This window comes from Methylomonas sp. Uni0011, assembly GCF_056850255.1.
The window spans coordinates 106,729-116,994 of the sequence record NZ_JBVVNO010000005.1 but is presented as its reverse complement, the minus strand read 5'-3'; the positions used below and the strand labels follow the sequence as shown (position 1 = coordinate 116,994).

Annotated in this window: 8 protein-coding genes; all 8 read left to right on the top strand. The window is 55.6% G+C overall.

What is annotated here, in order from left to right:
• The first annotated feature begins 183 nt into the window (after positions 1 to 183).
• The 8 genes from AC0IM9_RS09130 (at position 184) to AC0IM9_RS09095 (ending at position 10,215) form a co-directional block, all read left to right on the top strand.
• Entirely contained in the window at positions 184 to 1,971 is a 1,788-nt protein-coding gene (locus tag AC0IM9_RS09130) for a DUF2341 domain-containing protein (protein ID WP_482803795.1), read from the top strand.
• An 86-nt stretch (positions 1,972 to 2,057) separates the two neighbouring features.
• Complete coding sequence (locus AC0IM9_RS09125; RefSeq protein WP_140912839.1) at positions 2,058 to 2,462, top strand: ExbD/TolR family protein; 405 nt, start codon at positions 2,058 to 2,060, stop codon at positions 2,460 to 2,462.
• 9 nt (positions 2,463 to 2,471) lie between these two features.
• Positions 2,472 to 3,134, top strand: a complete 663-nt coding sequence (locus AC0IM9_RS09120) for an energy transducer TonB family protein (protein ID WP_482803794.1) — start codon at positions 2,472 to 2,474, stop codon at positions 3,132 to 3,134.
• Positions 3,135 to 3,157: 23 nt separating this feature from the next.
• A complete protein-coding gene (locus AC0IM9_RS09115; RefSeq protein ID WP_482803793.1) occupies positions 3,158 to 4,852 on the top strand; it encodes a putative porin in 1,695 nt (564 codons plus the stop codon).
• Between the two features lie 13 nt (positions 4,853 to 4,865).
• Positions 4,866 to 5,525: a hypothetical protein gene (locus tag AC0IM9_RS09110; RefSeq protein WP_482803792.1), complete on the top strand. Its 660-nt coding sequence runs from the start codon at positions 4,866 to 4,868 to the stop codon at positions 5,523 to 5,525.
• 289 nt (positions 5,526 to 5,814) lie between these two features.
• Positions 5,815 to 8,199 (top strand): tetratricopeptide repeat protein, encoded by a 2,385-nt coding sequence (locus tag AC0IM9_RS09105; RefSeq protein ID WP_482803791.1) that lies wholly within the window; start codon positions 5,815 to 5,817, stop codon positions 8,197 to 8,199.
• 207 nt (positions 8,200 to 8,406) lie between these two features.
• Positions 8,407 to 8,580: a YezD family protein gene (locus tag AC0IM9_RS09100; protein WP_140912843.1), complete on the top strand. Its 174-nt coding sequence runs from the start codon at positions 8,407 to 8,409 to the stop codon at positions 8,578 to 8,580.
• Between the two features lie 129 nt (positions 8,581 to 8,709).
• Positions 8,710 to 10,215, top strand: coding sequence for an alginate export family protein (locus tag AC0IM9_RS09095; protein WP_482803790.1), 1,506 nt, complete (start codon positions 8,710 to 8,712; stop codon positions 10,213 to 10,215).
• Positions 10,216 to 10,266 lie beyond the last annotated feature (51 nt).

Below are 10,266 nucleotides of genomic sequence, written 5' to 3'. Positions count from 1 at the left end.
TGCCCACGGTCCCCCTTGGAAACCCGTACCGAGTTGACCGGCCCGCAGGTATTCCCACGCCGTAACGTCGGAACGAGGGGAATCCGGTCGCAACCGGATTGGTCAGTAAATTTCACGAAAATGTCATAAAAATGTAAAGAAAAGTCGGGATAATTCGCTAAGTACCTTGTTTTGAGAGAGAAAATGAAGCGGATTGCCTTGTTAATGTTGGCCTTGTCGATGATGCCCGGATTGGCGCAAGCCTGGTGGAACGACGACTGGGGCTATCGGAAGAAAATCACCATCGACGCGCAGCAGTTGCAGCAAAACGGCGTTAAGCCGGTGGCCGAGGGCTTGGTGCCGGTGCGGTTGCATACCGGCAATTTCGGCTTCTTTGCCGATCTGGCCGAGAACGGCAAGGATTTGCGGTTTTTGGCGGCCGACGACAAGACACCGCTGAAATATTTCATCGAGAAAATCGATACCGTCAACGAGATGGCCCTGATCTGGGTCAAACTACCAAAAGACATCGCAAGCGCCGACGAGGCCATGTTCTGGATGTATTACGGTAACCCGAAGGCGGTAGACGCCCAGGACGGCGCCGGCATTTTCGACGTGGCCCAGGCTGTGGCTTACCACTTCGACGCCGATGCGGTGAAAGACGCCACGGCTTACGCCAATCAACCGTCTGCGGCGACCTCGACCCGAATCGAAGGCGGTGCCGTCGGCGACGCCGGTGCATTCAACGGTAGTCAGTCGCTGAAGATCGCCGCGACGCCGGCCGTGCAAATGGCGGTCGAATTCGGCTGGACCGTGTCGGCCTGGGTCAAGATCGACCAAGCCCAACCCGACGGCGTGATTTTTCAGCGCGACGGCCTGACATTGTCCGTTAGAGGTCAGACCCCGGTCTTGGACCTTAACCGTAAGGAACTGGTCAGCCCGACCGATCTGAATCTGGCGACCTGGCAATTCCTGGCGGTCAGCGCCACCAAAGAAGGTTTTACCTTATACGTCGACGGCAAGCCGATGGGCGTGTTACCGGCCAGCGTGCCGACTCTACTCGGCGACAGCAGCATCGGCGCGGCGGTGGACGGTTCCCGCGGCTTTGCCGGCGCGATCGACGAATTCGGCATCGCCAAAGTCGCCCGCGACCAGAATTATTTGCAATTCGCCGCGTTGATGCAGGGCCAGTCTTCGGCGTTGTTGAACTACGGCGAGGACAGCACGCCGGACAGCGAAGAGGGCGGCGAATCCTATCTGATAGCGACGCTGGACAACGTCACGTTGGACGGTTGGGTCATCATCGGCATTCTGGCGGTGATGTTCATCATTAGTTTTCTGGTGATCGTCAGCAAGGCGATTATTCTGAACCGTACCCGCAGCGAAAATAAAAAGTTCGAGGAAGCCTTCAGTCAGCTCGGTTCCAAAAACCTTACCAACCTCGATCATCACGACGAGGAAGATCAAGCGGACTTCGACGAATCACCGTTGCTGCTGTCGTTGACCGGTAACCATGCGGCCTTCGCCGGTTCATCCATCTACCGTATCTACCATATCGGCGTTCAGGAAATGAACAAACGACTGGCCAAAGGCGTAGGCGCCGATGCCGTCGAACAGGGCTTGTCCGCACAGGCGCTGAATGCGGTCAAGGCTTCGATGGACGGGGTGTTGGTGCGGGAACTGCAAAAACTCAATTCGCAGATGGTGCTATTGACCATTGCCATTTCCGGCGGCCCGTTCCTGGGTCTGCTGGGTACCGTGGTCGGGGTGATGATCACCTTCGCCGCGATTGCCGCCAGCGGCGAAGTCAACGTCAATGCAATCGCACCGGGTATTGCCGCGGCCTTGGCTGCGACCGTGGCCGGTCTGGGCGTGGCGATTCCGGCGCTGTTTGCCTACAACTACCTGGGCAGCATGATTAAGGCAATCACCGCCGATATGCACGTCTTCGTTGACGAATTCATCGCCAAACTCGCCGAACAGCATAGCTGATATCCCATTCTTAGCAGACGCAGCGCTCACCTGGCGGACAGTTGCCGGTAGCGCCTGCGTAACCTACGCAGTCAAGAGAATACCTAATGAAAGTTCAAGAAGAAAACGCCGCATACGACGAAATCAACGTCACGCCGATGCTGGACCTGGCTTACGTGTTGTTGGTGGTGTTCATCCTGATGACCACCGCCGCGGTGCAGGGCGTCCAGGTCAATCTGCCCAAGGCCAGCAACACCCCAAGTTTGGCCAAACCGCAAACCAAGGCGATTACCGTCACTGCCGACGGCACCATTTTTCTGGATACCTTTCCGGTGACGATGGAACAGCTCGAATCCACGCTGCTGCAATACAAGGCGGCAAATCCGGAATTGCCGGTGGTGGTCAAGGGCGATGCCACGGTGCAATACCAAAGCGTGGTCGACATTCTGGCCTTGCTGGGCCGACTGGAAATCACCCAGGTCGGTCTGGTCACGCAGAACCTCGTGAAATAAGTTGGCGCGATGTCGAAAAAGAAGCATTGGCGGGTTTACATACCCATGGTGATAGGCGCCTTGATCGCGGCGGTGGCGATTTTTTATATCGTCAAAGTCATCATCGACTTCGCCGGTAACAAACCGGCCAAAAACGAAAAGAAAATCCAACCTATCACCTTGCTGAAACCGCCGCCACCAACGCCTCCGCCACCGAAGGTGGAGAAGCCGCCCGAGCCGGAAATCAAGGAAAAAATCAAGGAACCGGAGCCGGAACCCGAGCCCGAGCCGGAACCCGAGCCGGAACAGGCGCCGCCGCGCGATTTGGGGCTGGATGCCGAAGGCGCGGCCGGCTCCGACGGTTTCGGTCTGGCCGCCCGCAAAGGTGGTACCGGCCTGTTCGGCGGCGGCAGCGGCAATCCCTACGCCTGGTACGGCGGTCTGATCAAGAACGGCATTTCGGCTCTGCTGAACAACCACGAGGAGCTGCGGCGCAAGGGTTATACCGCCATCGTCAAAGTCTGGTTAAAGGCGGACGGTTCAGTAGAACGGGTGGAGTTAGCCAAGGGCAGCAACGATGCCGAAATCGACGAGCTGTTGAGCCGTTTGCTGAACAAGTTCGACCGGGTCGCGGAACCGCCGCCGCCCGGCATGCAGCAACCGGTCAAATTGAAGATTTCATCGAGAATTTAAAAAATCATAGGTAGAACAAAACAATGGCGAACAAAACACGGCTGATGGCCCTGGCGCTGTCAGGGTTGATCGGCAGCGTCCAGGCCGGCGAGAAGGAAGAATTGCTGAAGCTGCGCAACACCACCACCAATTTGATCAAGCAATTGGTGAAGCAGGGCGTTCTGACCGACAAGGCGGCCAACGAAATGATCAAGCAGGCCGAAGCCGACGCCGGCCAACAGGTCGCCGCCGCCAAAGCGGCCGGCGAGAAAGAGGCCGTGCCGGCCGACGAAGTGCGAGTGGCTTACGTGCCGGACTTCGTCAAGGACGAGATTCGCCAGCAAGTGCGTAGCGAGCTGCGCGAAGAAGTGGTCGGCGACGTGATGCAAAAAGCCAAGAACGAACAATGGGGTTTGCCGAATGCGTTGCCGGACTGGACCCGCAAGTTCAAATTGTCCGGCGATTTGCGCTTGCGTTCGCAGCACGATTATCAGGCACCGGACAATATCCCAAATTCTTATCTGGATTACCAGGCTATCAACAATGCCGGTGGTGTTACCAATGCCGGCCTGGATGCGTTTTACAACACCACCGAAGACCGCCATCGTTTCAGGGAAAGGTTGCGGATCGGTATCGATGCTAACGTCACCGACAACTTGAAGGCCGGCGTCAGGCTGGCGACCGGCAACCAGCGCGATCCGGTATCGACCAACCAGGATCTGGCTAACTTTGGTAACCATTACGATTTCACGGTCGACCGCGCCTACCTGCAATACGATGCGACCGACGACAACAAATTCAAATGGCTGACGCTGAGCGGCGGCCGGATCAAGAACCCGTGGTATACCGGCGGCGGCGAGTTTACCGGCGGTAGCGAGTTGCTATGGGACGTCGATTTGTCGTTCGAGGGCTTTGCCGCGACATGGCGCCACCACTTGGGCGACTCCGGCAGACTGATGGATGCGGGAGACCAGAGCCATCAGGCTTATCTGACGGTCGGCGCGTTTCCGTTGCAGGAGAGCAGTTTCAGCAGCGACAAGTGGCTGTTGGGCGGCCAGGCCGGCATGGATTGGGCCTTTACCAACCAGGACAATTTGAAATTGGCCGCGGCGTATTACGATTACGTCAACCTGCAGGCCAGGCAAAATACCACCGCTTCCGGCACCTGCGACACCAACAATCGAGCCAATACCGCCTCGCGACCGCAGTTCATGCAAGGCGGCAACACCTTGGCGACGATTTGTAAGGAAGGCACCCGCTTGGCGCCCGGCACCTTGCCGGCCATGGTCGGTTTGGCGTCGGATTTCAACATCGTCAATATCAATGCTTCTTACGACATGGCCTTGTTCGCGCCGTACCATCTACGCATCAGCGGCGACTACGCCAGAAACATCGGCTTCGACAAACAGGAAGTCAGTCGCTTGTACGGTTCCGCGGTCGATGCCAAGACCACGGCCTGGCAGTTCCGCGCCGATTTCGGTTGGCCCAAGGCGGAAGTGGCCGGACATTGGAACGTATTCGCCGCTTATAAATACGTCGGCCGCGACTCGGTACTGGATGCGTTTACCGATTCCGACTTCCATTTGGGCGGCACCAACTTCAAAGGCTGGTTCATCGGCGGCAACTACGGTTTGATGAAAAACGTCTGGCTGACCGGACGCTGGCTGACGGCCGATATGATCAGCGGCCCGACCTGGGGCGTCGACGTGCTGCAAATGGATATCAACACCCAGTTCTAGGCGAGGAGGCGACATGAAGCGGTATCACATTACCTGGCATTTGCCGGCGGGATTGTTGCTGGCGCTGGCAGTTTCGGCGACGGTTTCGGCTGCGCCGCGCGAGGCGTCTAAAGACAGCGGCGCGGTATTGAAACTGCAGGGCATGGTGAAAAGCCTGACCGCCGAGCGCGACGCGGCCCAGGCCGAAACCGCCAAATTGAACGAGCAACTCAAGCAGTTGGAGCAACTGAAGAAAGAGCATTCCGCCGCCGTTGCGGCCAAGGAGCAACTCGGTAGCGAATTGTCGGCCCAGCGCAATGCCGCCGGCGAAGTGCGCGAACGTCTGGAAAAATCCAACGCCCGCTTGCAGGAGGCCTTCGCCAAGAACCAGGAAGTTAATCAGGCCAAAGCGGAATTGGCGGGCCAACTGGCGGCGTTGAAAACCAAACAGCAGGCCACCGAGCAGCAGTTGAACCTTTGCGGCGAGCATAATCTGAAGCTCTATGAAGCCGGAAAGGACTTGCTGCAGCGCTACCAGAACAAGGGCGCCCTGTCCGGTTTGCTGGAGCAGGAAACCTTGTTGCAGTTCAATAGTGTGGAAATGGAAAACATCGTCCAGGAATACGAAGACAAATTGCGTGCCGGCAAGCTGGCGGAGCAAACCGCGGTCGAGGCCGGTATCCCCGCCCAATAAGCCTTTCCGTTGCCGGGGTGCGGCGTCATGTCGCACCTCGTTTCCCCGCAAATTACCGAAGCCAGTACCAGTTTAACGATACAAATAAGTTAAAATCGGGCCAGCAGCGTTTTTAAAGCGGCTAAGGAAACGATATTCGAAGTTCCGTTTTTCGACGGAAGATCATTGCGGACCAGATATAAGGCGTTGATTTTTCAGTGTCTATTTGAATCTGTTCCGGGCGGGATGGAGTCATCCGCTTCGACCGGCGCGTCCTAAACAACCACACGCAAGAATCATCGAGATACTCATGACAACACATAATTTTTTGAAAAATCTGGGCATTGTTGTTTTGACGACCGGATTGGTGGCCTGTAACGGCGCCGAGGAACGGAAAGCGAAATACATGGAAGAGGGTAAGCAGCTGTTTCAAGCGGGCGATTACGAGAAAGCCCAATTGGCCTTTAAAAACGTTTTGCAAATCGATCCGAAAGACGCCGAAAGCCGGTTTCAAATGGCCGAGGCCCTAAGCAAGCAAGGTAAAATCGAAGCCGCGTTCAAGGAATACAGCGGCGTTGTCGCCAGCAGCGAGAATCATGTGATGGCCAGAGTCAGGGTCGGCCAGTTACTGTTATTGAACCGGATGGTCGACGATGCCGAAAAAATGGTCGGTGAAGCGCTGGCGAAAGAACCGGACAACGTCGAAGCGCTGGTGTTGCTGGCCGGCGTGCAATCAGCCAAAAACAATAACGACGGCGCCATTGCTTCGGTCGAACGCGCGCTGAAGCAAAGTCCGGACGACGTGCCGGCTACATTGATGATGGCATCGATTCAAACCCGTCTGGACAAAACCGATCAGGCCATTGCGCTATTGCAACAGGCGATTGCCAAAAAGACAGACAATGTGCCGCTGCGCAGCATGTTGGCCGGTTTGTACGCCAAAACCCAGAATGCGGCGGAAGCGGAGAAAACGCTGGCGGACATCGTCAAGCTCGAACCGCAGCAATTGCAGCATTACCGCAGCCTGGCGCTGTTTCAGGTCGGCACTCAGCAAGTCGACAAGGCCGAGGCCACTTTGCGTAACGCCGTCGCCCAAATGCCGGACAACGATACTGCAAAAACCTACTTAATCGATTTTTTGCTGGAAAAGCGCGGGCCGGAAGTGGCGATTGCCGAACTGCTGCCGATGATCGAGCAAAAGCCGGATGCCTACGAATTGAAATTCAAACTGGCTAACATCCATCTGGCCAAAAAAGAATTCGACAAGGCCGAATCCACTTTGAAAGAAATTGTCGACCGCGACAAATTAGGCCCGAACGCGATCACCGCGCGCAATAAATTGGCGGCCTTGTATGCCCTGACCAAACGCGGCGACGAAGCCAAAGCCCTGATCAAGGAAGTACTGGAAAACAATCCGCGCGACGCCGAAGCGTTGACGATGCGCGGCCAATTTGCGCTGGCGGAAAACCGGATTCCGGACGCAATCGCCGACTTCCGGGCGGTTCTGGTCGATCAGCCCAACAACACCGGCGTGTTGAAAATGCTGTCGGCGGCGCATCTGCGCAATAACGAAGATGAACTGGCGCGCGAGAACATGGAAAAAGTCGTGTCGCTGACACCGACCGACGAAACCGCGCAACTGGATTTGGTCGGCCTGTTTTTGAAAGGTAATAAGCCCGACCAAGCCAAAGCCCAACTTGAATCTTTGCTGAAAGCCAATCCGAAAAGCTTGAAGGGTCTGGAAGCTCTGTTCAAACTGGAAGTGACGCAAAAGCACTGGGACAAAGCCCAAGCCGCGGCCAAGCAGGTGCAGGATTTGAACGACAAGGACGCTACCGGTTTTTACATGTCCGGTTTGGCCTACCAGGCGGAAAACAAGCTGGCGGAAAGTGTCGAAGCCTTTAGCAAGGCCTTGGAGCGGAAACCGGATGCGGTGGAGCCTTTGACCGAAATGGTGAAAAGCTATCTGGTGTTAAAACAATCGGACAAAGCCTTGGCCAAGTTGCAACAGGTGGTCAAACAACAGCCGGACCATTTCGTCGCCTATAACCTGATCGGTGGCGCCTATCTGAACGAGCAGAAGTTTGCCGAAGCCAAAACCGCTTACCAGAAGGCGCAGTCGATCAAACCCGATTGGTATAGCCCTTATCGCAACTTGGCCTTGATCGAACTGGCCCAGAAAAACAAAGCCGGCGCGATCGATATTTATAAAAAAGGTATCGAGAAAACTGGCGGCGCCATGGAACTGGTCGACGATCTGGCTCGTTTGTACCACCGCGACGGTCAGAATCAGGAAGTGTTAGCCCTGTATGAAGCTTCCTACAAACAGCATCCCGATTCGGCGGTGGCGGTCAATAATCTGGCAAGCTACTTGTCGGATTTCGCGGCGACGCCGGAAAATCTGGAGCGGGCTGCCAAACTGGCAGAACCCCTGCTGAAAACCAACAACCCAAATATGCTGGATACCGTGGCCTGGATTGCCTACAAGCAGGGCAATTACGACAAGGCCAAGGAAATCATGACCAAGTCGATCGAACGCGACGCACAATCGCCGATCAGCAACTACCACATGGGCATGATTTATTACAAAACCAACGATCCGGTCAAAGCTCGCGAGTATCTGCAAAAAGCGGTCGACAAGAAAGTCGAGTTCGACGGCTTGGCCGAAGCCAAGGAAGTGCTCGGCAAGCTGTAAACCGCCGCGCTTCGCCACCGGAAAACGCCGTCCCGCAAGGGCCGGCGTTTTTTTTTTGCCCTCAGGTTTTGCTATGTACTGGTGTGTTCATGCTTTATCTTTTTTTTCGATTTAATAATCGATATTTACCGTTTCAAACGGCTATTTGTTTTTCGTAACATGTTTCGCAACGGGAGTTCTTATGCAGTTCATGCGCGCGGAGACCACATGCAAATCCAATTCGAAACCGACTTTTCAACATCGGCCCAGCAGCAAGAGCTGGTCAGGCAAGTCATTGCCATCTTGCGGGGGCTGCGTTTCGGTTCGGTGGAAATCGTGGTGCACGACGGCCGTGTGGTACAAATCGAGAAACATGAAAAGTTTCGCGTGAAAAGTGCCTGACGCATCTAACCCCAGTTCTACCGTACCCGCGGCGAAAAAACCAATAGCACCGATAACCGACCGGATCGCCGGAAGTTAGCCAATCAGGAATTTTGATTCCACGTCTGCAACCGAATACACGAGTTAACCATGAGAAGAAAACACATCAGCGCACGATCGGCGACCGGCGCGATCGGCTTACTGCTCGGCCTAATTGGGAGCGCCGTTGCCGAGGATTATTACCGGCCGACCAAAGGCTACCGCGTGGAACCGGCACCGGATACGCCGGCTTATGTCAGAAACTTGAGCAAAACCCAATTCGAACAATTCCGCAATGTAGAGTGGCTGGACGTCGGTCTGGATTTTCGCAGCCGTTACGAATACCGGGAAAACGATTACCGCCCGGTAGGGGCAAACAACAGCGGAGTTTACCGGCCCGATCCCGACAATATCTGGTTGTTACGAACCCGGGCTTTTCTGGGGGTAAAGGATATTCTCGATCCGCTACGCTTTGTCCTGGAACTGGAGGACGCCCGCAGCTATAACGGCCTCTACTCGCGGACCGACGCCGACGTCAACGAATTCGAAATGATCCAGGGTTATGCCGAGTTGTATTTCGCCAATGCCTTGGGCCATAACCGGCCGATCAGCATTCGCGCCGGCCGTCAGCATCTGGAGCTACTGGACCGGCGCTTGGTCGGTAACAACGAATTCCGCAACACCACCAACAATTTCGAAGGTTATCGGGTGCGCTTCGGCAAGAAGCAGAACAACTGGGATCTGGATACCTTCGTATTTCAACCGGTCGACCGCTTGAAATACGACTTCGACCAGCCCGACGAAGACACCTGGTTCTATGGCGCGGTGTTCAGTTGGAAGCAATGGTCGGACTATGTCACGATCCAGCCGTATTTTCTGGGTAAGCACGTCGATGGCGATCCGCGCAATCCGATCAATGCCAACCGCAAAGCCGATGCCGATATTTATTCGCCGGGTTTACGGGTTTACGGCTTGTTTTGGGACAGCGGCTTCGATTTCGATGCCGATATCACCAAGCAGTTCGGTCATCAAGGTCGCTTGACCGGAACCAACCGCAATAACTATTCGCAGATCGTCGAACAACACGACGCGTTGGCTTACTCGCTGGAGTTGGGTTACACCTTCGACCACGACTGGAAACCCCGCGCCAGCCTGTATTACGGCTACGGTACCGGCGATAAAACCGGCGGCGACCGCACCAATCAACGCTTTGATGCTTTCTACGGCTTTAACCAGCCTTGGTCGCGCAACGACTATTACTCGTGGGACAACATTCATGCCCCCAAGGCGCGGTTGGAGTTTACGCCCTACAAGGATGTGCGGATCGATACCGGTTACAACGCCTATTGGCTGGAGAGCGATGCCGGCGGTTGGCGGCGGGCCGGTTTGGGTAATGGCAACGGCAAGACCTTTATGGGTCACGAATTCGATATCCGCCTGCGCCACAAGTTGAATGCTTTCGTGGATTGGAGCTTGAGTTACGCCCACTACACGCCAGGAGACTATACGACCTCTTTGGCCAGAGCCAACGGCCCTTTTACCAACGAACCGAGCAACTTCTTTTATTTCGAAGTTTCGTTGAATGCGTTCGGCGACGGCAAGCCCAAATATCATTAATTAGGCACTAATTCCCCCGGAACAGGTTTGGCCGCTTGCTCGAGCCGGGCG

Excerpts from the sequence above, each read along its gene's own strand:
- AC0IM9_RS09130 (WP_482803795.1), top strand. The coding sequence starts at position 184 with ATGAAGCGGATTGCCTTGTTAATGTTGGCCTTGTCGATGATGCCCGGA.
- AC0IM9_RS09125 (WP_140912839.1), top strand. The coding sequence starts at position 2,058 with ATGAAAGTTCAAGAAGAAAACGCCGCATACGACGAAATCAACGTCACG.
- AC0IM9_RS09120 (WP_482803794.1), top strand. The coding sequence starts at position 2,472 with ATGTCGAAAAAGAAGCATTGGCGGGTTTACATACCCATGGTGATAGGC.
- AC0IM9_RS09115 (WP_482803793.1), top strand. The coding sequence starts at position 3,158 with ATGGCGAACAAAACACGGCTGATGGCCCTGGCGCTGTCAGGGTTGATC.
- AC0IM9_RS09110 (WP_482803792.1), top strand. The coding sequence starts at position 4,866 with ATGAAGCGGTATCACATTACCTGGCATTTGCCGGCGGGATTGTTGCTG.
- AC0IM9_RS09105 (WP_482803791.1), top strand. The coding sequence starts at position 5,815 with ATGACAACACATAATTTTTTGAAAAATCTGGGCATTGTTGTTTTGACG.
- AC0IM9_RS09100 (WP_140912843.1), top strand. The coding sequence starts at position 8,407 with ATGCAAATCCAATTCGAAACCGACTTTTCAACATCGGCCCAGCAGCAA.
- AC0IM9_RS09095 (WP_482803790.1), top strand. The coding sequence starts at position 8,710 with ATGAGAAGAAAACACATCAGCGCACGATCGGCGACCGGCGCGATCGGC.